The sequence below is a fragment of the Streptomyces typhae genome (assembly GCF_009755605.1).
Taxonomy (GTDB): Bacteria; Actinomycetota; Actinomycetes; order Streptomycetales; family Streptomycetaceae; genus Streptomyces; species Streptomyces typhae.
Genome location: NZ_WPNZ01000020.1, coordinates 80559 through 103407, shown reverse-complemented (window position 1 = coordinate 103407; position 22849 = coordinate 80559). Strand labels below are relative to the sequence as shown.

Below are 22849 nucleotides of genomic sequence, written 5' to 3'. Positions count from 1 at the left end.
GGCAATGTCAGAGCTGACCCTGACGGTCATGCGGCTGGGTTTCCTGGCCGTTCTGTGGCTGTTCGTGATCGTGGCCGTCCAGGTCATCCGCAGCGACCTGTTCGGTACGCGCGTCACCCAGCGCGGTGCGCGCCGGGAGTCAGGCGGCAGGCAGGCGGCCCGCCAGCAGGCCTCGCCCCCGCCGCAGCGCCAGCAGGGCGGAGGACGGCAGAGCGGCGGCCGGCAGCGGCGCGGTGCCCCCACCAAGCTGGTCGTCTCGGAAGGCACGCTGACGGGCACGACGGTCGCCCTCCAGGGCCAGACGATCTCCCTCGGCCGGGCGCACGACTCGACCATCGTGCTGGACGACGACTACGCGTCCAGCAGGCATGCCAGGATCTACCCGGACCGTGACGGCCAGTGGATCGTCGAGGATCTCGGGTCCACCAACGGCACGTATCTCGACCGGACCCGCCTGACCACCCCGACGCCCGTTCCCCTTGGCGCGCCGATCCGCATCGGCAAGACCGTCATCGAGCTGCGGAAGTAGTACGAAAATGAGCGAGCGGAGCGAGCGAGCCGACGCGGTCCAGGACTTGGACGCCAGCGCGCTCCCGACCGGAGGGTGGGCACCGTGCGGATGTACCCGGAGCCGACGGGCGAGGTGCGCATGAGTCTGTCACTGCGCTTCGCCGCCGGATCGCACAAAGGCATGATCCGGGAGGGGAACGAGGACTCCGGCTACGCGGGTCCGCGCCTCCTCGCCATCGCCGACGGCATGGGCGGCCAGGCCGCGGGCGAGGTCGCCAGCTCCGAGGTGATCTCGACGCTCGTCACGCTCGACGACGACGTGCCGGGCTCGGACATCCTCACCTCGCTCGGCACGGCCGTGCAGCGGGCCAACGACCAGCTGCGCCTCATGGTCGAGGAGGACCCGCAGCTGGAGGGCATGGGCACGACGCTCACCGCCCTGCTGTGGACCGGCCAGCGCCTCGGCCTCGTACACGTCGGCGACTCGCGCGCCTATCTGCTGCGCGACGGCGTGCTCACGCAGATCACGCAGGACCACACCTGGGTGCAGCGGCTCGTGGACGAGGGCCGCATCACCGAGGAGGAGGCGACGACGCACCCGCAGCGCTCGCTCCTGATGCGCGCGCTCGGCAGCGGCGACCACGTGGAGCCGGACCTGTCGATCCGTGAGGTCCGCGCGGGCGACCGGTACTTGATCTGCTCCGACGGCCTGTCCGGCGTCGTGTCCCACCAGACGATGGAGGACACCCTCGCCAGCTACCAGGGCCCCCAGGAGACCGTGCAGGAGCTGATCCAGCTCGCCCTGCGCGGCGGCGGCCCCGACAACATCACGGTGATCGTCGCCGACGTCCTGGACATCGACACCGGCGACACCCTCGCGGGCCAGCTCTCCGACACCCCCGTGGTGGTCGGCGCGGTCGCCGAGAACCAGCTCCAGGCCAACGACGACGGCGCCATGCAGACGCCCGCGGGCCGCGCGTCGGGCCTCGGCCGCCAGGCCCCGCCCCCGTCCGGCGGCGGCTTCGGCCCCCCCGGCAGCGGCGAAAGCACCCCCGGGTACGACCCGGAGGGCGGTTCCTTCGGGGCGTACGGCGACGAGGACCTGCTGAAGCCCGGCGGCGGCCGCAAGTGGCTGAAGAGATCCCTCTACACGGCGCTCGCCCTCGCCGTCATCGGCGGCGGCCTGTACGGCGGCTACCGCTGGACGCAGACGCAGTACTACGTCGGCACCAAGGACGAGCACGTCGCGCTCTACCGCGGCATCGACCAGGACCTCGCGTGGGTGAGCCTGTCGAAGGTCGAGAAGGACCACCCCGAGATCGAACTCAAGTACCTGCCGCCGTATCAGCGCAAGCAGGTCGAGTCGGCGATCGGCGAAGGCAGTCTCGACAAGGCCGAGAAGAAGATCGGCGAGCTCGGCCTACAGGCCTCGGCCTGCAAGAAGGACGCGGAGCGGCGCGAGATCGAGCGGCTGCAGCGCGAGCAGAAGGAACGCGAGAAGAAGGAACGCGAGCAGGCCGAGCGCGACGGCAAGCCCGGCACGGGCGGGTCGGAGACAGGCGGGTCCGGTGGCCAGGACGGCCGTCAGGGGGAGTTCCCCGAGAACGCCGGCAGCTCCAAGCCCGCCTTCCGCGGCGCGAGCTTCGTGACTCCCGCCACCGACGAGAACGACAAGAACACCCAGGACGCCACGTCCAAGTCCACCGCCGCACCGACTCCCACACCCGGCCCCAGCCTCTCCGAGCAGGAGAAGGATCTGGTCCCGCAGTGCGGTAAGCAGTAAGCAGCCGTTGGGGGCCCTTGCACGCCATGAGCAGTAGCAATTCACACACGTCGACGATCGGCGCCATCGGAGCGCCGAGCCGGCGCAACACCGAGCTCGCGCTCCTGGTGTTCGCCGTCGTCATCCCGCTGTTCGCCTACATGAACGTGGGCCTCGCCATCTCCGGCGAACTGCCGCCCGGCATGCTCGGCTACGGCCTGGGACTCGGCCTGCTCGCGGGTGTCGCGCACCTGGTGGTGCGCAAGTTCGCACCGTACGCGGACCCGCTGCTGCTGCCGCTCGCCACGCTCCTCAACGGACTCGGGCTCGTGGTGATCTGGCGGCTCGACCAGTCGGAGCGGCTCCAGCAGCTCGGCAAGGCCTCCTTCGGCGCGTTCAGCGCGGCGGCTCCCAAGCAGCTCCTGTACTCGGCGATCGGCATCGCCCTGTTCGTCGCCGTGATGATGCTCCTGAAGGACCACCGCGTCCTCCAGCGGTACACGTACATCTCGATGATCGCCGCCATGGGCCTGCTGCTCCTTCCGCTCGTGCCGGGCCTCGGCAAGAACATCTACGGTGCCAAGATCTGGATCCAGGTCGGCGGCTTCTCCATCCAGCCCGCCGAGTTCGCGAAGATCGTCATCGCGGTGTTCTTCGCCGGCTACCTGATGGTGAAGCGGGACGCGCTCGCCCTCGCGAGCCGCCGCTTCATGGGCCTGTACCTGCCGCGCGGACGTGACCTCGGTCCGATCCTGGCCGTGTGGGCCATGTCGATCCTGATCCTGGTCTTCGAGACCGACCTCGGTACGTCGCTGCTGTTCTTCGGCATGTTCATCGTGATGCTGTACGTGGCCACGGAGCGCACCAGCTGGATCGTGTTCGGTCTGCTGATGTCGGCCATCGGCGCCGTCACCGTGGCCTCGTTCGAGCCGCACGTGAAGGTGCGTGTGGACGCCTGGCTCGACCCCTTCTCCAAGGAGGTCATCGCCCAGACCGGGACCGACCAGATCGCCCAGTCGATGATGGCGTTCGGCTCCGGCGGCACCCTCGGCACCGGGCTCGGGCAGGGCAACTCCGACCTGATCGGCTTCGCCGCCAACTCCGACTTCATCCTCGCCACGTACGGCGAGGAGCTCGGCCTCGCCGGCATCATGGCCGTCCTGCTGATCTACGGTCTGATCGTGGAGCGCGGCGTCCGCACGGCCCTCGCGGCCCGTGACCCGTTCGGCAAGCTGCTCGCGGTGGGCCTGTCCGGCGCCTTCGCCATCCAGGTCTTCGTCGTCGCGGGCGGCGTCATGGGCCTGATCCCGCTGACGGGTATGACGATGCCGTTCATCGCGTACGGCGGTTCGTCGGTGATCGCCAACTGGGCCCTCGTCGGTGTCCTGCTGCGCATCAGCGACACCGCGCGCCGCCCGGCGCCGTCGCCCGCCCCGAACCCCGACGCCGAGATGACCCAGGTGGTACGGCCGTGAACAAGCCCCTGCGCCGCATCGCGATCTTCTGCGGCCTGCTCGTCCTCGCGCTGCTCGTCCGGGACAACTGGCTGCAGTACGTCAAGGCCGACAACCTCGCCGAGCACGAGATGAACCGCCGCGTGCCCATCGAGCGGTACGCGCAGCCGCGGGGCGACATCATCGTCGACGGCAAGGCCGTCACCGGCTCCAAGAAGGTCGACGGCGGCGACTTCAAGTACAAGCGGACGTACAAGGACGGGCCCATGTGGTCGCCCGTCACCGGCTTCGCGTCCCAGCGCATCGGCGCCACCCAGATCGAGAGCATCGAGGACGGCATCCTCACCGGCAAGGACGACCGGCTCTTCTTCCGCCGCAGCCTGGACATGCTGACCGGCAAGAAGAAGGAGGGCGGCAATGTCGTCACGACCCTCAACCGGGATGCCCAGAAGGCCGCGTACGACGGCCTGAAGAGCAAGGGCAAGGGCGCCGTCGCCGCGATCGACCCGTCGACCGGCGCGATCCTGGCGCTCGCCTCCACGCCCTCGTACGACCCCTCCAGCTTCGCCGGCAACTTCAACAAGGACGCCGAGACCTTCGGGAAGCTGGACAAGGACCCCGACAAGCCGATGCTGAACCGCGCGCTGCGCGAGACCTACCCGCCCGGCTCCACCTTCAAGGTGGTCACGGCCGCGGCGGCGATGGAGCACGACCTGTACACGGACATCGACGGCAAGACGGACTCGCCGCTGCCGTGGACGATGCCGGACACCTCCACGCCGCTGAAGAACGAGGGCAACATCCCCTGCAAGAACGCCACGCTGCGCGAGGCGCTGCGGGTGTCCTGCAACACCGTCTTCGGCAAGATCGGTTCGGACCTCGGCAAGGACAAGATGCTGGAGACGGCCGAGAAGTTCGGCTTCAACGAGGAGCAGTTCGTCCCGGTCCGCTCCAACGCGTCCACCTTCCCCAAGGAGATGGACCGGCCGCAGACCGCGCTGTCCTCCATCGGCCAGTTCGAGACCGCGGCGACGCCGTTGCAGATGGCGATGGTGACCTCCGCGATCGCAAACGACGGCACGCTGATGGAGCCGTACATGGTCAAGGAGCTGCAGGCGCCGAACCTCGACGTGATCGAGAAGCACTCGCCCAAGGAGATGAGCGAGCCGCTGTCCAAGGAGAACGCGCAGAAGCTCCAGGACATGATGCAGACCGTGGTCAACGAGGGCACGGGAACCAGGGCCAAGATCCCGGGCGTCACCGTGGGCGGTAAGACCGGTACGGCGCAGCACGGTCTGAACAACAGCAAGAACCCCTACGCCTGGTTCATCAGCTATGCGAAGACCGACTCGGGCTCCCCGGTCGCCGTGGCCGTGGTCGTCGAGGACAGCGGGGCCTCCCGTGACGACATCTCGGGCGGCGGCCTCGCGGCGCCGATCGCGAGGGACGTGATGAAGGCGGTTCTCGACAGCAAGAAGTGACCCCTGTCACGGCCCCTTCACATCGGTGCACGTTGCGATACCGGTCCTGTATCGGGTGACGGTTGCGGCCGGGTCACGTAGGGCGAGCCGGGTACGGTATGCCCGGACAGCACACCGCCGGACCGCGCAACACGGTGCGGTCGGGGACCGACGGAGAGGGCTGGAATAGCTATGGAAGAGCCGCGTCGCCTCGGCGGCCGGTACGAGCTGGGCCAGGTGCTCGGCCGCGGCGGGATGGCGGAGGTCTACCTCGCGCACGACACCCGCCTCGGGCGCACCGTGGCGGTGAAGACGCTGCGGGTGGACCTCGCCCGCGACCCGTCGTTCCAGGCCCGGTTCCGCCGTGAGGCCCAGTCGGCCGCCTCGCTCAACCACCCGGCGATCGTCGCGGTCTACGACACCGGCGAGGACTACGTCGACGGGGTCTCCATCCCGTACATCGTCATGGAGTACGTCGACGGTTCCACGCTGCGCGAGCTGCTGCACTCCGGGCGCAAGCTGCTGCCCGAGCGCGCCATGGAGATGACCATCGGCATCCTCCAGGCCCTTGAGTACTCGCACCGCAGTCAGATCGTCCACCGTGACATCAAGCCCGCGAACGTCATGCTGACGCGCAACGGCCAGGTCAAGGTGATGGACTTCGGCATCGCCCGCGCCATGGGCGAGTCCGGCATGACGATGACGCAGACCGCCGCGGTCATCGGCACCGCCCAGTACCTCTCCCCGGAGCAGGCCAAGGGCGAGCAGGTCGACGCGCGCTCCGACCTCTACTCGACGGGCTGTCTGCTCTACGAGCTCCTGACGGTGCGGCCGCCGTTCGTCGGCGACTCCCCGGTCGCGGTGGCCTATCAGCACGTCCGGGAGGAGCCGCAGTCCCCGAGCGTCTTCGACCACGAGATCACGCCCGAGATGGACGCGATCGTCCTGAAGGCGCTCACCAAGGACCCGGACTACCGCTACCAGTCGGCTGACGAGATGCGCGCCGACATCGAGGCCTGCCTCGACGGGCAGCCCGTCGCCGCGACCGCCGCGATGGGCGCCGTCGGCTACGGCGGTCACCCGGACGACCAGGCCACGGCCATGCTCCGCCCCCAGCACGGCGCCGCGGGCCACGGCCAGACGTCCATGATGCCGCCGGTCAACCCCGACGACGGCTACGACGACGGCTCCCGCCACGGCCGCCAGAAGAAGAAGAACACCTCCACGATCCTGCTCGTCGCCGCGGGCATCCTGGTCCTGGTGGGCGCGATCCTGATCGGCAAGGTGGCGTTCAGCGGGAGCAACGCGGCCAGCGACGACAAGAAGGCACCGAACTTCGTCGGCCAGACGCTGAAGGAGGCGCAGGCCTCGGCGAAGAACGTCGACCTGAACGTCGCCGTGTCCAAGCGCGAGCCGTGCGAGAAGTACCCCAAGGGCGAGATCTGCTCCCAGGACCCCGGCGCGGACGCCAAGGTCGAGAAGAACGACACGATCAATGTGGTCGTGTCCACCGGGGCGCGGAAGGTGGCGGTCCCGAGTGTCATCGGCATGGACGCCGACGAGGCGGTGGAGAAGCTCGAAGGCGACAAGTATCAGTTCAAGGTCGAGCGGAACCAGCGGGTCTCCAGCGCGACCGCGGGCGAGGTTCTAGAACAGGACCCGACGTCTGGCACCGAGCGGCAGAAAGGCAGCACGATCACCCTGATCGTCGCCAAGGAGCAGCAGAAGGTGACCGTCCCGGACGTATCCGGCCAGAGCTGGGAAGCGGCGAAGAAGCAGATCGAGGCCAACGGCCTCACCGCCCAGCGCAGTGACGTCGAGAACGACAGCGTGGACGAGGGCAAGGTCATCCAGACCTCGCCGTCCGCGAACACGCAGGTCGACCCCAACTCCACGGTGACGGTCCAGGTGGCCAAGGCACCCGAGGAGGAGGAAGAGGAGAACGTCGCGGTCCCCGCCCTGGGCGGCCAGAAGCTCTCCGACGCCCGCGACGCCCTTGAGGACGCGGACCTGTCCGTCGGCAACGTCACGGGCCCGCAGGACGACAACGCCGTGGTGGTCCTCTCCGACCCGCCCGGCGGCCAGCAGGTCAAGACGGGCACGTCGGTCAACCTGGTGACCACCGGTGGCGGCGGCAACCCCGGGGGCGGTGACCAGGGCGGCGGCGACCAGGGCGGCGGCGACAACGGCGGCGGCTTCGTCGAGGGCGCCGGCGGCTGGGGCCGTCACTTCCGGGACTGATCCGGTACGCGACAGCTGACGAGGGCCCCGGCACCTTCACGGTGCCGGGGCCCTCGTCGTGTCCGGGGGGGGTTCCGGTCAGGCCAGCTCGGGCGGCAGTGTCCGTTCGCTGTCGACCTTCTCCACGCGCTCCAGCTTGCCCCACACCACGTAGCGGTAGTTCGAGGTGAAGACCGGGGTGCACGTGGTGAGGGTGATGTAGCGGCCCGCCTTCTTCGCGCCGGACTCCTTGGGGACGGGGTCGAGGACGCGGACGTTGTACTTCGAGGTCTCGGGGAGGGTCTTGAAGACCTTGTAGACGTACCACTTGTCGCGGGACTCGAAGACGATCGGGTCGCCCTCTTCGATCTTGTCGATCCGGTGGAACTTCGCCCCGTGGCCGTCCCGGTGGGCGGCCAGGGTGAAGTTCCCCTTCTTGTCCTCGGGCAGCGCGGACTTGACGGGCTTCGTGTAGTAGCCGGCCACGCCGTGGTTGAGGGTCTTGGTGTTGGTCCCCTTGGTGACCAGGATCTCGCCGCCGCTCATCGAGGGCACGTGCAGGAAGCCGATGCCGTCCTTGGTGTCGATGACACCGGGGCCCTTGGCCTCCCAGTGGTCGCGGACGCGGTTGCCCTGCTTCTTCGCCTCGCGGTCCGCCACGACGTTGGTCCACCACAGCGAGTAGGCGACGAACAGGCCGAGGATCACCCCCGCGGTGATGAGCAGTTCGCCGAAGACGCTGACGGCCGTCGCGACGGGTCCGCGGCCGCGCCGCGGCCGGGCGGGCGTGGGCGCGGGCGCGGGTTCGTCGGGCCGCTCCTGCTGATCCTCTTCGGTGGTGGCTGCCACTGCCCTCGCCCTGTCCGTCTCGGTGCCTAGTCGACCAGCGCGGGCGGTTTGCCCTTGGCGCGCGGCCGTTCCTCGACCATCTTGCCCCACACGATCAGCCGGTACTTACTCGTGAACTCGGGGGTGCAGGTCGTGAGGGTGAGATAGCGGCCGGGTCGCGTGAAGCCGGAACCCGGCGGCACCGCGTCGAGCACCGCCGTGTTGGCGGGGGAGGTCTGCGGCAGGATGCTCGCCATCTTGTAGACGAAGTACGTGTCCTGCGTCTCGACGACGATGGGGTCGCCCGGCTTCAGACGGTTGATGTAGCGGAACGGCTCACCGTGCGTGTTGCGGTGGCCCGCGACCGCGAAGTTGCCGGGGTTCGCCTCCGGCATGGGGGTCTTGGTGCCGCCCTTGTTGTAGTGGCCGACCATGCCCCGGTCCAGGACCCGGTGCTTGTCGATGCCCTCGGCGACCGGCACGACGACGTCCAGCTTCGGGATGTGCATCAGCGCGAAGCCCTGCCCGGGTTCGAAGACGCCGGGCTTGCCCTTGCCCTCGGCCCAGTCCTCCTGGAGCTTGCGCGCGGCGGCGTCGGCCTGCTGCTGCGCCCTTATGTTCGTCCACCACAGCTGGTAGGTGACGAAGAGCAGCATCAGGACGCCGATGGTGATGAAGACCTCCCCGATGGCGCGGCTGGCAACCGTGGCAGGTCCCGGCTTGGCCGCACGGGCCGCCCGGCGGGCCTCCACGCGGGTCAGGGGCCGCTCCGGCCGCTCCGGTTCCCCCTGGCCCTCGGGGTGTTCTGGGCGCCCCTGAGGGCCTGCCGCGGCCCCGGCGCCGACTCTCCTGCCTGTGCCGCTGCCTGCGCCCGTACCTGGCTTTACGCCCCTGCGCCCCTTGTGCCTGGCGGCCTTGCGGCGGGCGGCGCGCCCGCCGGGCACCGCCGCATCCGGCGGCACGACGGCCTCCGGCGGCAAGGGGACTCCCGGCGGACCGGTCGCCCCGGCTCGCCGCGTGTCCGCCGTGCGCAGCGCGATGGTCTCGTCGTCGGTCTGCGCGGGGACGGCGGGCGCGGGCGCGGCAGGGGCGGGCGCGGCAGGCGCGGGCTCGGGGACGCCCCCGTCCCCGGGTGGCGCGGCGCGGAACCACGGCGACGGATGCTCCCCCGCCCCGTCGGCGTCGGCGCCCCCGTGCGCCCCCGCGGTCACGCCGTGGCCCTGCCCACCACCGGGGCAAGCCCGCTCGACCGGGCCACTGCCCCGGTGTCGCCGCACTCGGTGAGCCAGTTGGCCAGCATGAGGTGGCCGTGTTCGGTGAGCACGGACTCGGGGTGGAACTGGACGCCCTCGACGGGCAGTTCACGGTGGCGCAGGCCCATGATGATGCCGTCGGCCGTGCGCGCGGTCACTTCGAGGTCGGCCGGGACCGTGGCGGGCGCGGCGGCGAGGGAGTGGTAGCGGGTGGCGACGAACGGCGACGGCAGGCCCGCGAAGACGCCTCTGCCCTCGTGCGTGACCGGCGAGGTCTTGCCGTGCAGGAGCTCCGGCGCCCGGTCCACCACGCCTCCGTACGCCACCGCCATGGACTGCATGCCGAGGCAGACGCCGAAGACGGGCACCCCGGTCGCGGCACAGTGGCGCACCATCTCCACGCACACCCCGGCCTGCTCGGGCGTCCCCGGGCCCGGCGAGAGCAGCACCCCGTCGAAGCCGTCCTGGGCGTGCCGCAGCTCGACCTCGTCGTTGCGCACGACCTCGCACTCGGCCCCGAGCTGGTACAGGTACTGCACGAGGTTGAAGACGAAGCTGTCGTAGTTGTCGACGACGAGAATGCGGGCGTTCTTGCTGGAGCTCACTGGCCGTCCACCGTCACATCGTTGAAGGGCAGCAGCGGCTCCGCCCAGGGGAAGACGTACTGGAACAGCACGTAGACGACCGCGAGGACGAGCACGAGCGAGAGCAGCGCCCTCACCCACGCGTTACCCGGCAGATGCCGCCAGATCCAGCCGTACATGCCGTCCCTTCCGTCGCCGTACGGCACCAGACTAACGGCGCAGGGCCCCCGGTTTCCCGGCCTCCACCGGCTGGGTGGCATCGAGGTGCGCCCAGGCGATCAGGCGGTGGCTGTGGCCCCACTCGGGTTCACAGGTGGTGAGGGTGAGATAGCGGCCGGGCCCGCGGTAGCCGGATCCGCGCGGTACGGGGTCGATGACGCCGATGTCCCCGGGCAGGGTCCGGTAGGGCTTCCTGTCGATGCGGTACGTGAACCAGGTGGTGCCGTCGGTGAGGACGACGGCGTCGCCGGGGCGCAGCTCGGGGAAGTCCTTGAAGGGGTCGCCGTAGGTGCGGCGGTGTCCGGCGACGGCGAAGTTGCCCATGTCGCCGAGCTGGGCGGTGCGCGCGTAGTGGCCGAGGCCCTTCTTGAGGGTGCCGGTGGCGGTGCCCTGGAGCACGGGCTTGTTCCACGTGAAACCGAAGCGGGGGATGTACATCACGGCGAAGGGCTCGCCGTCGTCGTAGGGCGCGACGTTCCGGGCGAGGAGGGGGGCGTCGCCGTCACCCTTGCCGTCGCCGCCGGTGGCGAGGGACTGCTCGGCCCACCGGTCCTGGAGGCGGTCGATCTGCTGGTCCATCGCCCGGTCGGCCCGCACGCCGGTCCAGAACAGCACGTAGACCACGAACAGCACGATCAGGGTGCCGACGGTGACGCACAGTTCGCTGAACGTCCTGACGATCACTCGCACCGGCACGGGATCCCCCAGGGACTACGGCTGGCTACGGCTACGGCTCCACGGGCTTCGCATGGTGGAGATCCACTGTGCCCGAGTAGCCGGGAAGAGTCACCGCTCCGTCGTCGTCGACTTTCCAGCCGAGACCGTAGGCGTTGACGTACAGCATGTAGTTCTGGATCTCGGGTGACGCCGCGAGGGCCTTCCTGAGGCGGTCCGGGTCGCCGACGGCCGTGACCTTGTACGGCGGGGAGTAGACCCGGCCCTGGAGGATCAGGGTGTTGCCGACGCAGCGCACGGCGCTGGTGGAGATCAGGCGCTGGTCCATGACCTTGATCCCCTCGGCGCCGCCCTGCCACAGGGCGTTCACCACGGCTTGCAGGTCCTGCTGGTGGATGACCAGGTCGTTGGGCTGGGGCTCGGGGTAGCCGGGGAGCTTGGCGCCGGCGTCGGGCGGGGCGTCGGCGAGGGTGACCGTGACGGCGTCGCCGCTCAGCTTCCTGGTGCCGGCGTTCTGCTCCAGGGCCTTGAGGCGGGCCTCGTCGGCCTTGGTGCCGGGGCTGTCGCGCTGGGCCAGGGAGTCGACGTCGCCGCGCAGGGAGCCGTTGGAGTCCTCCAGGTCCTTGTTCTCGCGGCTGCGCTCCTGGATCAGGTCGGAGAGCTTCAACAGGGAGGCGTCGGTACGGATGTTGGTGCCCTTGGCCGTGTTGAAGCTGGTGACGAAGATGAGTCCGGCGAGGGCGAAGACGGCGATCGTCAGGAGCCGCACGGGGTGCAGGCGACCGCGTCGCTTCGTGCCTCCGGGGAAGTCGGCAGAATTGCTCAACGTACCCTTATCTCCTTCACCGCCGCGGAAGCACTACGCTAACGGACGCCCGGGGGGAGGACTTGGCGCACCGTGAGTGCCCCCAGTGCCCCGTCCCGGCGCCACGCCCCGTTCCCTGCGCGGCCACGCAGCGCATCGACAGGAGAGACCCTCGTGCCGAAGTCACGTATCCGCAAGAAGGCAGACGACTACACGCCGCCGGCGACCAAGAAGGCGACGAACATCAAGCTGACCAGCCGCAGCTGGGTGGCCCCGGTGATGCTGGCGATGTTCCTGATCGGCCTGGCCTGGATCGTCGTCTTCTACGTCACGGACGGGCAGCTGCCGATCGATCCGCTCGGCAACTGGAACATCGTCGTCGGCTTCGGCTTCATCGCCGCGGGCTTCGGCGTCTCCACGCAGTGGAAGTAACGGTTCCACGCGGCTGAGGGCACGGCGGGGCGGCACATCCATGCCCCGCCCACAAGCCCTGGCCTGAGTTATCCACAGCGCGAGCACTGCCATCCACAGACCTGGGGAAAGGTCTGAAGATCTGTGGATAACTCTCCGGATGTTGACGCCGGTGTGACCGGTTCCGCAGTCGGTACCGGTCCACACACCCCCCGCCCTGCCTGGGAAAACCCGTACCAGCGACCTTCGGAACACGCGTTCCCCACTTCGTGCACAAGATCGGGCACAGACTGTGGACAACTGGCCTCAGGTGAGCCGAGTCGTCGGCCTCGGGCAGGCCGAGTCACGGGCCTCGGGTGAGCCGAGTCACAGGCCTCAGGTGAGCTGGGCCGTCCGCACCACCACGACCGTCACGATCACCAGAAGCACCAGCGCACACGTGCCCCACTGCACCAGGGTCCGCCGCTCCCGCGGGGCGTGCACCATGCCGTAGGCGATGGCGACACCGGCGACCAGACCGCCCACGTGCGCCTGCCAGGCGATGCCGCTCCAGGTGAAGGTGAAGAGCAGGTTCAGCGCGAGCAGGAAGACGACCGGGCGCATGTCGTAGTTCAGGCGCCGCATCAGGACGGCCGTCGCGCCGAGCAGCCCGAAGATCGCGCCGGAGGCCCCGAGGGAGGCCTCGTCGCCATCGACCAGCCAGTACGTGAGCGCGCTGCCGCCGAGACCCGACAGCAGATAGAGCGCCAGATAGCGGGCGCGGCCGAGCGCCGCCTCGAGCGGTCCGCCGAGCCACCACAGGCCGAGCATGTTGAACGCGATGTGCCAGATCTCCTGATGCGTGAACATCGACGTCACCAGGCGGTACGGCTGGCCCTCGGCGATGCCCTCGGTGGGCACGAAGGGATACGGCGGCCACTGGCCGATGAGGACCAGGTCGTTCAGGAGGCTGTCGCCGCGCACCTTCACCGCGACGAACACCAGCAGGTTGATCCCCAGGATGATCTTCGTGAGCAGCCGGGGGTCCTGCGCGATGGTGCCGCCCGCGATCGTGCGCGGCTGCGTGGCCGCGGGCGAGTGCCCGGTGCCGGAGCCGCCGCGGACGCACTCCGGGCACTGGAAACCGACGGAGGCGCTGATCATGCACTCCGGGCAGATCGGCCGCTCGCAGCGGGTGCAGGTGATGCCGGTCTCGCGGTCCGGATGCCGGTAGCAGCCCGGCGGACCCTGTGCGCCCCGCGGGTCCTGCGGCTCCTGCGGGTTGCCTGGCGCCTGGTCCATTGCGGTCCCCTCATTCTCCGTACGAAGGCGCGGCGTGACGAACGCGCCGCCCCGCCCTTCCTCTACGGACGGGCGGGGCGGTTTGGTTCCCTCGTGGGGCGCAGCCGCGCGGCCGCCCCCGGAGAGTTCGCGTGGGCGCTCAGCCCTCGCGGGTCTCGATCACGACGGACTCGATCACGACGTCGTTGACCGGGCGGTCGGTGCGCGGGTTGGTCTGGGCGCCGGCGATGGCGTCCACGACCTTCTTGCTCGCGTCGTTCGCGACCTCGCCGAAGATGGTGTGCTTGCGCGTCAGCCAGGCGGTCGGCGAGACCGTGACGAAGAACTGCGAGCCGTTGGTGCCCGGACCGGCGTTGGCCATGGCGAGCAGGTACGGCTTGTCGAAGGCCAGGTCCGGGTGGAACTCGTCCGCGAACTCGTAGCCAGGACCGCCGGTGCCGTTGCCCAGCGGGTCGCCGCCCTGGATCATGAAGCCGCTGATCACCCGGTGGAAGACCGTGCCGTCGTACAGCTTCTCCGTGGACTTCTTGCCGGTGGCGGGGTGCGTCCACTCGCGCTCGCCCTGGGCGAGCTCAACAAAGTTCTTGACCGTCTTGGGCGCGTGATTCGGCAGCAGCCGGATCTCGATGTCGCCCTGGTTGGTCTTGAGGGTGGCGTAGAGCTGCTCGGCCACGATCTGCCTTCCGTTGTCGTCTGTGACGTAACGATCCTCGCATGGACCGGTTTGGGACTAGTAGCTGACGAGTACCCGCAGGAGAGGCGCCCCTGTCGACGATTCGTGGCATCGTCGCCGGGGAACCCCCGCACCCGGATGCCGCCCTGTACATGCTGCGGAGCCATACGGCAGGCATGATCCCTGAAAGGGTGGAAAGGTGACATACCTATACGCCACCGAGGAGGAGGACCCCGTGACCCGCAAGGACAGCGTGCGCGCCGCGACGAGCACAGCCAAGGACAGCGTGCGTCACGCCGCAGAGGCGGTGGCGCCCTACGCCGGCACGGCCAAGGACACGGCGGCGCACTACGCGCACGAGACCCGGGCCAAGCTCGCGCCCAAGGTGTCGCACGCGGCACACGAGGCGGCCGAGCAGGCCCGTGCCCAGTACGGCACCCATGTCGCGCCGCGCATCGAGCAGGCGCGTACGCATGTGCCGCCGAAGGTCGACCTCGCCGCGCACCAGGCCGCCGCCCGCACCCGCAGGGCGGCCCGGCAGGCCGCCGACTTCTCCAAGCCGCGCATCGAGCAGGCCGTGGCCGCGGCGGGTCCGGCCCGCGAGGAGGCCGCCGCCCGGGGCGCGGCCGCGCTCGCCGCGCTGCGCGGGCAGGTCACCCCGCGGGAGATCCAGCGACTCGCGCGACGGCACGAGCGCCGGGCGCGCTCCGGACGGCTCGCCAAGCGCCTGGTCGTCGTCGGCATCCTCGCCGTCGGTGCCGTCGCCGCCTGGAAGTGGTGGGACAAGCAGGCCAACCCGGACTGGCTGGTCGAGCCCCCGGCCGCCACGGAGGTCCCCGACCGGACGCCGCTGGCCTCGGTCGACGGCGCCGCCCAGACCTCCCTCGACCCGGAGGTGCAGGCCAAGCAGGCCGAGGCGGAGGCGGAGGCTGAGAACGCCGAGAACGCCGAGGGCCGCGACAAGCGCGGCTGACGGCGCTCCGCGCCGGGCAGGACTGCTCGCAGCGGTGGAGGGGCAGCTCACAACGGTGGAGAGGCTGCTGCTCACAGCGGTGGAGGGGCAGCTCACAGCGTGAGCTGCCCCTCCACCACCTCCCGCGCCACCTCGGTCAGCTTCCGCCGATGCGTGCGCGCATGGCCGCGCAGGATCACGAAGGCCTGGTCCACGGAGAGCGACCGCTGCGCGGCGAGCACGCCCTTCGCCTGCTCGATGGCGAGCCGGCTGATCAGCGCGCGCTCCATCTGCCCCGTCTGGGTGCGGCTGCGGTTCAGCTCCAGGTCCCGCAGCAGCGCGATGGCCACGATGTCGGCAAGCGACTGGCTGAACCGCAGCCCCTCGTCGGTGAGCGGCATGTCCTCGCTGCCGAACAGCGTGAGCGAGCCGACGGCGTGGTCGTGGCCGCCCAGCGGCCGGGCGGCGACCTGGGTGTAGCCGAGCCCCAGAGCCCGCGGCGTGTACTGCGGCCAGCGCTGGCGGGCGACCCGGCCCCGCAGGTCGGTCCTGGGAACGGGTCGGCCGGTGCGCCTGCACTCCGGCCCCGGCCCCTGGCCTTCGGTGTGGGCGCCCAGAACCAGCTCACGGGTGCCCTCGTCGGAGGCGTAGGCCTCGGTGGGGCTGACGTCCAGGGTGACGAGCGCACCGCAGGCGTAGGCCCCGACGAGTTCACGGCTGCGCATCACGAGCGAGGTGAGCAGCAGCGGGATGTCGAGGGGTTCATCGGGGTTGCCGCCGGCCAGCTCGACGAAGATGTCTGCGAGATGTTGCCGTGGCGTCGTCATGACGGCCCTTCTCGGGTGAATGTGAGGTCACCGGCCACGATCGCCCGGGAGAGCGCGTCCAGCGGCACGCCCCGGGTGAACGCCCGTGCCTTGATCAGTGCCAGTGCGTCGTCGACCCGGCAGCCGACGTGCACCGAGACCATGCCCGCGGCCTGCTGCACGCTGTCGCGGTGGTCGGTCCCCCCGTACAGCTCGGGGTCGGCGTCCGGGTCGCAGAGCACCAGGCGGGTCAGCGCCCCGACGACATCGTCGAAGGCGCGGGAGCCGACGAGTCCGGGACGCGGGTCGAACACCGCGAGGGCGCCGAGGCAGCGTGACGACGCGGCGGTGTCCAGGGGCGCGGCGGCGACCTCACGGACGCCGAGCGCGGTGAGCGCCGGCCCGAAGCAGGGCCAGCGGGTCTCGATCGCCTCCCCCGAGGCGAAGACGAGACCGCGGTGCGTCGTGGCGTCCCGTGACGGGCCCTCACCGAGCATGAATTCCAAGTCCTGTGCGGCGCGCGCGGGTTCGCCGGAAGCGGCCACCGCGAGCTGGCTGTTGCGTGCGTCCACGAGGGTGAGTGCCACGCTTTCGGCGCCGCACACCTCGGCGACACCGGACATGAAGCGGGGCCGTTCACCGGGCCCTTGCCCCCACGCCGCCACCCGCCTGGCGAACGCCTCCTGGAGGTCCGCCGACGAGCGGTGGCAGGCGGCGGATCTGCGCAGCGCCGCGGCCAGGTCGACATGCGGAGTGTGCCCCGTTTCCGCCGCCCACGCCTCGTAGCGCTGAGCGGACTTCTCCGCTCGTTCCGCACGCGCGCGCGCCGCCGCGGCCCTCCGCCACGCGGCGGCCACCTGGCCGGCATTGCCGTCGCCCGGGGTCATGCCTCAAGCCTACGCCCGGTGTTTCGGGCTCTGTGGACGTTATCGGTACTTCTCGCCACAAGTCGGCCTGATCCATCCGCTCCGGCAGCGCCCCGAACCGGACGCTCCCCCTACGAATGTCCGACGTACCTCGTCCCCCGGACGCACACCCGGCCACTGCTTCCGTACGAGAAGAGTTACGTCAGCCGGCGTCGTCGCTCGCCTCCTCCATGAGGAGCACCACTCCGCCGTTGTGCCCGTCGAACGGGGAACAGATGACGTTGCAGACGATGGGCCGCCCGATGCGACTCACGGCGGACACCCCGATCTGCGCCGTGCGCCGGCCCGAGTCGAGGCACTTCTGGACGAGCGGCCGCAATTCTTCCACGGGGAGCCCGAAGTCGAGCCCGAAATAGGTCTCATTGAGGACCTCGTCGGCGCGCAGCCCCCAGAGCTCGACCGCGCCGCGGTTCCAGCTCTTGACCCGCATGTCGCCGTCGAGGACGACCACGCCGGCCGCGACGCTGCTCATCACACCCTCTAGGAAGGCGCGGACCTCGTCCAACTCCTCCGAGCGGATGCGCATCTCCTCGTTCATGGTCTCCAGTTCCTCGTTGCCGGACTGGAGTTCCTCGTTGGTGGTCTCCAGCTCCTCGTTGGTCGACTGGAGCTCCTCGTTGGTGGTCTCCAGCTCCTCGATGCTGGACTGGAGTTCCTCGTTGGTGGTCTCCAGCTCCTCGTTGGTCGACTGGAGCTCCTCGTATGCGGTCTCCAGGTCCTCGCGTACGCGCTTGACCTCGGCCTTGAGCTGGGTGGCGACCGTGACGTCGGTGAACGTGATGATGGTGGCCGCGGGCAGACCGTCGGCCCCGGACAGCGGCTGGATCACGATGTCGTAGAACTGGACGGCCTCGGCCACGTGCCGTTCGACGCGGTTCACGCGCAGGGTCCTGCGCTCGTGCGTGGCCTGCTCGATCAGCGAGCGCAGCTCCACGGGCCGGTAGGAGATCTCCAGGTCCTGGAAGAGCCGCCCGCAGTCGTTCGTGGTGAGCCCGAACTGGGTCCGCGCATGACCGTTGATCAGGACGACCGTGCCGTCGATGTCGATGGCGACCGCGGGCAGCGGCAGGGCGTCGAGCATCAGGTCGCGCAGCTGCCGGTGGCGTGCCACCGAGCGCTGTTCCATGCCGCCGACCGACCGGATCTTCAGAGGGGCCGGCTGGTAGGGCAGGCCCGCGTCGCCGATGCGCCGTCTGAACACGCGCTGGCGCATGCTCATGACCTCGAAGCGTTCGGCGTCGTTCAGGAGCATCTCCGCCTTGCCGAGGAAGAGGAAGCCCCGCTCCCGCAGCGCGAAGTGGAAGCGGTCGATGATCTGCGCCTGCGCCTCGACGTTGAAGTACATCAGCGTGTTCCGGCAGACCAGCAGGTCGAGCCGGGAGATCGGGGCGTCGCGGGTCACGTCGTGCCGGCCGAAGATGACCCGGCGGCGCAGATCGGGGCGGAAGCCGAACTGCGCGCCGTTCTGCTCGAAGTACTTCTCGCGCAGCTCGGCCGGCAGGGCCTCCAGGGCCTTGGCGGTGTAGAGCGCCGAGCGGGCCTCGCGCAGCGCCTCCTCGTCGACGTCCGTGCCGTAGATCTTGACGCGGCTCAGGCACTCCTCGATGCCCAGAGCCTCGGCGAACATGATCGCCAGGGAGTAGGCCTCCTCTCCGCTGGAGCAGCCCGCGCTCCACACCCTGATCTCCTCGTCGGGACCGAGGCCGGAGAGCAGGTCGGGCACGACCTCGCGTTGCAGGAACGTCCACGCGTCCGGGTCGCGGAAGATCGAAGTGACGTTGATCAGGATGGTGTTGAACAGGGCGCCGAACTCGTCGGCGTTGGTTTCGAGACGGTCGCGGTAGTCCCGGTACGTACTGATGTCGACGTCGGACATCCGCTTGCGGATGCGGCGGCCGAGCGAAGAACGCTTGTAGCCGGTGAAGTCGAAGCCTCGGGCATCTCGCAGAAAGCCGAGAAGTTGTTCGAGTTCCTCATCCGTCTCGGTGCCCTGCGGCTCACCCATCACTGCTCACTGCCTCTTGTCCTCGACGAGCCCGCGGATGACCGCGGCGATCTCCTCCAGAGGTAGCACGAAGTCCATGGCACCCGTACCCACGGCGGCCTGAGGCATGCCGCTGAACTCCGCCGTCAGCGGGTCCTGCACGATGACGGTGCCGCCGTGCGCCTTCACCGCCTCCACGCCGGAGGCGCCGTCACGGCCCGACCCGGTGAGGACGCAGGCGACCACCCTGGGGCCGTACGCCGCCGCCACCGACTCGAAGAGCAGGTCGGCGGAGGGGCGCACGAAGTGCACGGCCGCGCTGTCCGACAGCGTCAGGACACCGTCCTCGCTCATCAGGAGGTGCCGGTCGGGCGGCGCGATGTACACGGTGCCCGGCCGTGCCCTCTCGTCCTGTTCCGCCAGTTTGACGGGCAGCCGCACGCGCCGGGACAGGACCTGGGCGATGACGGTGCGGTGGTGCGGGTCCAGATGCTGTACGAGCAGGACGGGCACGGAGAGACCGGGACCGAGGCCGGCGAGCACCACGGACGCGCCGTGCAGACCGCCGGCCGAGGTGGCGATGGCCACGACCGCGCGGGAAGGGCTCAGGTCCGCGTGCGTGTCCGCCGCCGCAGGCTGCGCGACGTCCGCCGCGGACTGCTCTTTGGCTGCTGCGTAGTGAGGAGCCGTCACGCTGCCGAGCCTAGCGCGGGCCGCCCCGGTCAGGACCGGGGCGCGGGGGCATATGCGGCCACAACGGCTCGACCGCGGCCACTACCGGCTCGACCGCGCCCGGGGGGCGGGCGCGGCGCCGGGGGCGCCGGGTACGGGGCGGTACGCACTGGAGGGCGCCCGCGTTCCGGGGGTCGAGGGCGGCTGCCCCGGGTGCGGGGGGCTCCTCCCAGGTGCGAGGGCGGGCTCCCCCGGGGGCGAGGGCGGGCTCCCCCGGATGCGAGAGCGGGCTCCCCCGGATGCGAGAGCGGGCTCCCCCGGGCGCGAGAGCGGTGGGCTTCCTCCCGGGGCGCCGGGCCTTAGCCCAGGCGGCGCAATCGGCCGTGCGGGGAGGTGACCGTCCGGTTGTGCTGGCAGCTATGGGCTACCACATAGACAGCCCGCACCAAGCGGGCACCACACGACGGGACGCGCTCGGGCTTGCCGCAGGACTGCTGGTCGGCGGGGCGCTGTCAGGAACGATGGCGACACCCGCGGCCGCCGACGAGGACGACTGGGTCCCGCGCGAGGAGGGCTGGCTCCCGCCGGAGGACTGGGACCCGCGGGACGCGGGCGCGGCCCCACCGGGCCGGGACGGGTGCGCAGCGGACTTCGACGAGGAGTTCGAGGCGGACCTCACGGCTGCCGAGGCCGCGCTGCCCCCGGACGAGGACAGCCGGGGCCTGGAGGTACCCGCGCGCCCCCCGGGCCGCTTCGCCAGGCCGCTGCGCCGCCGCTACCGCGTGACGTCGCGCTACGGCGTGCGCGGCAACTGGGCCGCCGGGCACCACACCGGCATCGACCTGGGCGTCCCGAACGGCACCCCGGTGTACGCGGTGGGCGGCGGCGTCGTGGTCCTCGCCCGCTGGTCGGGGGCGTACGGCAAGGCGGTGACGGTGCGCCTGAAGGACCGGCACTACGTCGTCTTCGGCCATCTGTCGCGCATCTCGGTCCGCCAGGGCCAGCGCATCCGCCCCGGCGCCCGGATCGGCTACAGCGGCGCCACCGGACGCGCCACGGGCCCGCACCTCCATCTGGAGATACGGGCCCGGCGCGGTTACGGCTCGGACGTCAACCCCGTCTCCTACCTGGCCAGGCGCGGCGTCCGGTTGCTGTAGAGGGCGGTTCGGGTCCCCGGGGGCCGCCGTCGGCTACTCCGCGACGGCGGGCACCAGGTTCAGGAGGGGTGCCACCGGGGCGACGAGCTGGGTGAGCTGCCAGAGCTGGTTCATGCCGCCGAGCTGACCGGCGACGGTGGGCACCTCGTGCCGCCGCTCGGCGGGCAGGGCCGAGGTCTGCAGATCGTCGACCATGGCGAGGACGGACTTCTGCTGCTGCGCCGGAGCGTCGGTGGACGCGTGCGCGGTGGGTGCGGCCAGCGCCGCGGCACCGGCGGCGAGGGAGACGGCGGCCATGAGTCGGCGTGGTGATGTCATGCCCTGGAAAACGTCCGGGCACGGCGGAGGATACGGCCGCCATTTCGACATCACTCAGGAAGCGGACCTTCGCCAAGCCTTTCGGCAGCGAATGCGGGCGGCCCCGCTCGGCGTGACTTCGCGTCAACACCGTGCGTTAAGGGAAATACGGCCGTACCCCCGTGCGGCCGTATCTCTTCATACATTCCCCACGCAAAAGGAGAACGTGATGTCTCGCTTCGCGAAGGCAGCCGCTGTCACGCTCGGCACGGGTGCCGTCATCCTCGGCGGCGCCGGTCTGGCCGCTGCGGACGCCGGTGCGCAGGGTGCGGCTGTCGGCTCCCCGGGTGTGGTCTCGGGCAACCTGCTCCAGGTCCCCCTGAACGTGCCGGTCAACGTCTGCGGCAACACCGTCGACATCGTCGGTCTGCTGAACCCGACCTTCGGCAACCAGTGCGCCAACAACGGCGGCGACCACGGCTACGGCGGCTGACCCGAGGGACGAACGACGACGGAGCCCCCGGGTGGTCCCGGGGGCTCCTCCGTGCGTCCTGCTACTCGGCGTACCGGTAGATCCCCCGGTGGCTGAGCATGTCCTGCGGGGTCGTGCGCCAGGGCGGCATCGGCTCGTGGCGCGCGACGATGCGCCGGTACTGCGGCTCGCCGAGGGCGGGCGGCCGCTCCGGCAGGAACGGCGCGGCGTCCGGGTGCTGCCGCTGCCACCTGGTCCACAGCAGGTCGACGAAGGCGTGGTGCAGCCAGAACACCGGGTCGTTCACGGAGGCACCGCCGAGCATGTGCCCGCCGACCCAGCGGTGCACCCGGTTGTGGTTGCGCCACCGGCCGCTGCCGATGTCGGACGTCCAGCCCTCCAGTCGGTTGCGGAACCCGCGGGGCGATGTGGAGTCCCAGGGCGACACGTCGTACACCTTCTCCGCCGTCGCCCAGGCCACGTCCTGCCGGGTCGGCAGGTCAAGCGGGTCGGCGGGGCGGCCCAGGTCGCGGGTGAGGAAGTCGCCGTCGGTGACGCCCTCCTTGACGATCCAGCCGTTGCCGCGGGCGAAGGGACCGGTCGTCACCCGCCGGTCGCCGCGCCGTCCCGTCCCGCCCATCAGGTCCTCGCCCCACAGCGACGCGGCCGGTGTGCGGTCCTTCGTCCAGTCCCAGTACGGCACGGTGACGCCGCCGTCGACCCGGCGCAGGGCCCGCTCGAAGTCGAGCAGGAAGCGCCGGTGCCAGGGCAGGAAGGTGGGGGTCATATGGGCGGCGCGCAGCCGGTCGTCGCCGTCGGAGACGTAGTGGTCGATGTGTCTGCGCACGAAGTCGTCGTACGCGCCGCTGCGCTTGAGCCCGAGCACGGCGCCGACGAACCGGCGCCGCTCGGCACGGCTGAGACTCCGCTGGTTCCTGCGCGTGTGGACCGTGGGGGCCGCGTGGGCTGTGTGGACCGTGTGGTCCATGTTCGTCGACTCCGTCCGTTCTCCGGTGCGGGGCGCGGCGCTCAGTGCAGCAGGCCGCCGAGTGCCTGGCCCTCGCCGAGTTCGTCGACCGCGCCCCGCGCGGCGGCCAGCGGCGTCCCGTACGACCCGTAGTGGTCGACCATGCTCAGATAGCTGCCGTCGGCGCGGCGCATCACCCCGAGCGGCTTCCCGTCCACGGTGACCCGCCAGCCGTGCGGACCGTGGGCGGCCCCGCCGGTGGTCGGCTCGCCCTGGATGCGCCGCCCCCGGTACGTCTCGTCGAACGCGGGGCCGCCCGGCGCGCCCGGCTGCCCCTCGTCCGGGGGAAAGTACCGGCCGCTCAGCCCGCGGAAGGCCCCCGCGGCACCGAGGACGGCCGTGCCCGCGACGGCGATGAGGCGTCTGCGCGACATCCGGGGGACGGTGCGGGAAAACAGCACTGGGGCGGTCTCCTCCCGTG

General features: G+C 70.6%; 24 protein-coding genes. 9 read left to right on the top strand and 15 right to left on the bottom strand.

What is annotated here, in order from left to right:
* The first annotated feature begins 4 nt into the window (after positions 1-4).
* The 5 genes from GPA10_RS30350 to pknB all read left to right on the top strand — a co-directional run bounded on the left by GPA10_RS30350 (position 5) and on the right by pknB (position 7427).
* On the top strand, positions 5-529 hold the full coding sequence (locus GPA10_RS30350) for an FHA domain-containing protein FhaB/FipA (RefSeq protein WP_058850083.1): 525 nt from the start codon (positions 5-7) through the stop codon (positions 527-529).
* A gap of 120 nt (positions 530-649) precedes the next feature.
* Positions 650-2293: a Stp1/IreP family PP2C-type Ser/Thr phosphatase gene (locus tag GPA10_RS30345; protein WP_241845254.1), complete on the top strand. Its 1644-nt coding sequence runs from the start codon at positions 650-652 to the stop codon at positions 2291-2293.
* Between the two features lie 26 nt (positions 2294-2319).
* Positions 2320-3747 carry an FtsW/RodA/SpoVE family cell cycle protein gene (locus tag GPA10_RS30340; RefSeq protein WP_058850081.1) on the top strand — a complete coding sequence of 476 codons (1428 nt, stop codon included), beginning with the start codon at positions 2320-2322 and terminating at the stop codon, positions 3745-3747.
* Positions 3744-5207 carry a peptidoglycan D,D-transpeptidase FtsI family protein gene (locus tag GPA10_RS30335; protein WP_058850080.1) on the top strand — a complete coding sequence of 488 codons (1464 nt, stop codon included), beginning with the start codon at positions 3744-3746 and terminating at the stop codon, positions 5205-5207. Before GPA10_RS30340 ends, GPA10_RS30335 begins: the two co-directional genes overlap by 4 nt.
* 171 nt (positions 5208-5378) lie before the next feature.
* The gene (gene pknB, locus GPA10_RS30330) at positions 5379-7427 is read left to right on the top strand and encodes a Stk1 family PASTA domain-containing Ser/Thr kinase (RefSeq protein WP_157168264.1); all 2049 of its coding nucleotides are present in this window, start codon (positions 5379-5381) and stop codon (positions 7425-7427) included.
* 78 nt (positions 7428-7505) lie between these two features.
* Here the strand turns inward: pknB and GPA10_RS30325 are convergent, their stop codons facing one another.
* Genes GPA10_RS30325 through GPA10_RS30300 form a run of 6 tightly spaced genes read right to left on the bottom strand, consistent with a single transcriptional unit; the run spans position 7506 to position 11791 of the window.
* Positions 7506-8255: a class E sortase gene (locus GPA10_RS30325; protein WP_058850078.1), complete on the bottom strand. Its 750-nt coding sequence runs from the start codon at positions 8253-8255 to the stop codon at positions 7506-7508.
* Positions 8256-8281: 26 nt separating this feature from the next.
* Positions 8282-9445 carry a class E sortase gene (locus GPA10_RS30320; protein WP_343041487.1) on the bottom strand — a complete coding sequence of 388 codons (1164 nt, stop codon included), beginning with the start codon at positions 9443-9445 and terminating at the stop codon, positions 8282-8284.
* Positions 9442-10092 carry an aminodeoxychorismate/anthranilate synthase component II gene (locus tag GPA10_RS30315; RefSeq protein ID WP_343041486.1) on the bottom strand — a complete coding sequence of 217 codons (651 nt, stop codon included), beginning with the start codon at positions 10090-10092 and terminating at the stop codon, positions 9442-9444. The genes GPA10_RS30320 and GPA10_RS30315 overlap by 4 nt, the downstream gene beginning before the upstream one ends.
* Complete coding sequence (locus GPA10_RS30310; protein WP_058850075.1) at positions 10089-10331, bottom strand: hypothetical protein; 243 nt, start codon at positions 10329-10331, stop codon at positions 10089-10091. Before GPA10_RS30310 ends, GPA10_RS30315 begins: the two co-directional genes overlap by 4 nt.
* A complete protein-coding gene (locus tag GPA10_RS30305) occupies positions 10282-10980 on the bottom strand; it encodes a class E sortase (protein ID WP_343041485.1) in 699 nt (232 codons plus the stop codon). Before GPA10_RS30305 ends, GPA10_RS30310 begins: the two co-directional genes overlap by 50 nt.
* Positions 10981-11017: 37 nt before the next feature.
* Positions 11018-11791, bottom strand: coding sequence for a DUF881 domain-containing protein (locus GPA10_RS30300; protein WP_058850074.1), 774 nt, complete (start codon positions 11789-11791; stop codon positions 11018-11020).
* A 153-nt stretch (positions 11792-11944) separates the two neighbouring features.
* Here GPA10_RS30300 and crgA point away from each other — a divergent pair, with 153 nt between their 5' ends.
* Positions 11945-12202, top strand: a complete 258-nt coding sequence (gene crgA / locus GPA10_RS30295) for a cell division protein CrgA (protein ID WP_058850073.1) — start codon at positions 11945-11947, stop codon at positions 12200-12202.
* Between the two features lie 354 nt (positions 12203-12556).
* Here crgA and GPA10_RS30290 read toward each other — a convergent pair whose 3' ends face one another.
* A complete protein-coding gene (locus GPA10_RS30290) occupies positions 12557-13462 on the bottom strand; it encodes a rhomboid family intramembrane serine protease (RefSeq protein ID WP_157168263.1) in 906 nt (301 codons plus the stop codon).
* A 139-nt stretch (positions 13463-13601) separates the two neighbouring features.
* Complete coding sequence (locus GPA10_RS30285) at positions 13602-14135, bottom strand: peptidylprolyl isomerase (RefSeq protein ID WP_058850071.1); 534 nt, start codon at positions 14133-14135, stop codon at positions 13602-13604.
* 235 nt (positions 14136-14370) lie between these two features.
* On the opposite strand from GPA10_RS30285, the gene GPA10_RS30280 reads away from it, so the two are divergent.
* Complete coding sequence (locus GPA10_RS30280) at positions 14371-15108, top strand: DUF5324 family protein (RefSeq protein WP_058850070.1); 738 nt, start codon at positions 14371-14373, stop codon at positions 15106-15108.
* A gap of 92 nt (positions 15109-15200) precedes the next feature.
* On the opposite strand, the gene GPA10_RS30275 is transcribed toward GPA10_RS30280, so the two are convergent.
* The 4 genes from GPA10_RS30275 to GPA10_RS30260 form a co-directional block, all read right to left on the bottom strand.
* A complete protein-coding gene (locus GPA10_RS30275) occupies positions 15201-15914 on the bottom strand; it encodes a GAF and ANTAR domain-containing protein (RefSeq protein WP_157168262.1) in 714 nt (237 codons plus the stop codon).
* Positions 15911-16780: an ANTAR domain-containing protein gene (locus GPA10_RS30270; RefSeq protein WP_157168261.1), complete on the bottom strand. Its 870-nt coding sequence runs from the start codon at positions 16778-16780 to the stop codon at positions 15911-15913. Before GPA10_RS30270 ends, GPA10_RS30275 begins: the two co-directional genes overlap by 4 nt.
* 181 nt (positions 16781-16961) lie before the next feature.
* Positions 16962-18824 (bottom strand): CheR family methyltransferase, encoded by a 1863-nt coding sequence (locus GPA10_RS30265; RefSeq protein ID WP_157168260.1) that lies wholly within the window; start codon positions 18822-18824, stop codon positions 16962-16964.
* A gap of 6 nt (positions 18825-18830) precedes the next feature.
* The gene (locus GPA10_RS30260; protein ID WP_425505839.1) at positions 18831-19391 is read right to left on the bottom strand and encodes a chemotaxis protein CheB; all 561 of its coding nucleotides are present in this window, start codon (positions 19389-19391) and stop codon (positions 18831-18833) included.
* Positions 19392-19894: 503 nt separating this feature from the next.
* On the opposite strand from GPA10_RS30260, the gene GPA10_RS30255 reads away from it, so the two are divergent.
* Positions 19895-20632, top strand: coding sequence for a peptidoglycan DD-metalloendopeptidase family protein (locus tag GPA10_RS30255; protein WP_241845246.1), 738 nt, complete (start codon positions 19895-19897; stop codon positions 20630-20632).
* A gap of 33 nt (positions 20633-20665) precedes the next feature.
* Here GPA10_RS30255 and GPA10_RS30250 read toward each other — a convergent pair whose 3' ends face one another.
* Positions 20666-20950 (bottom strand): hypothetical protein, encoded by a 285-nt coding sequence (locus GPA10_RS30250; RefSeq protein ID WP_063803635.1) that lies wholly within the window; start codon positions 20948-20950, stop codon positions 20666-20668.
* A gap of 208 nt (positions 20951-21158) precedes the next feature.
* On the opposite strand from GPA10_RS30250, the gene GPA10_RS30245 reads away from it, so the two are divergent.
* Entirely contained in the window at positions 21159-21422 is a 264-nt protein-coding gene (locus GPA10_RS30245; protein WP_058850066.1) for a chaplin, read from the top strand.
* 61 nt (positions 21423-21483) lie between these two features.
* On the opposite strand, the gene GPA10_RS30240 is transcribed toward GPA10_RS30245, so the two are convergent.
* Together GPA10_RS30240 and GPA10_RS30235 are read right to left on the bottom strand one after the other, a co-directional pair.
* On the bottom strand, positions 21484-22389 hold the full coding sequence (locus GPA10_RS30240; RefSeq protein WP_157168259.1) for a tyrosinase family protein: 906 nt from the start codon (positions 22387-22389) through the stop codon (positions 21484-21486).
* Positions 22390-22430: 41 nt separating this feature from the next.
* Entirely contained in the window at positions 22431-22802 is a 372-nt protein-coding gene (locus tag GPA10_RS30235; protein ID WP_157168258.1) for a tyrosinase cofactor, read from the bottom strand.
* Positions 22803-22849: the final 47 nt, after the last annotated feature.